This window comes from Rhodococcus sp. R1101, from assembly GCF_000278445.1.
Classification (GTDB): domain Bacteria; phylum Actinomycetota; class Actinomycetes; order Mycobacteriales; family Mycobacteriaceae; genus Rhodococcus; species Rhodococcus gordoniae.
Window position 1 is genome coordinate 1 of record NZ_AJVB01000981.1, and the last position, 310, is coordinate 310.

Below are 310 nucleotides of genomic sequence, written 5' to 3' on the forward strand. Positions count from 1 at the left end.
GGCCGGTGAATCGAGACCGCGCCCTGCTGCGAGGTCCTTCAGTAACTGGATGTAGCGAGAAGCACGAGGCGTTGCATACACCCGGCGCAGAAGCATGCTCGCCGCAAGCCGCTCGAGTAAACGGAAGAAGCAGTCGAGAAACTCGGGGTCGTCACCCATGTTCGTAAGCGCCCAAAGCGCAGGTGCGCGCCAGTCGCTGTTGTCCAGCTGATCGAGACGCTTCAACCACCTGTTCACTTTCTCAGCACCTGAGACAGCCTGGTAATTCTGATCTCGCAGGATGCCGTATGCCTCGGCATAAGGTACGACC

The 310-nt window shown here is 59.0% G+C and carries 1 pseudogene; it reads right to left on the minus strand.

Features of this window, described 5'->3' with window-relative positions:
* Positions 1-310, minus strand: a pseudogene (locus R1101_RS31295) (DUF262 domain-containing protein); the annotation flags it as partial.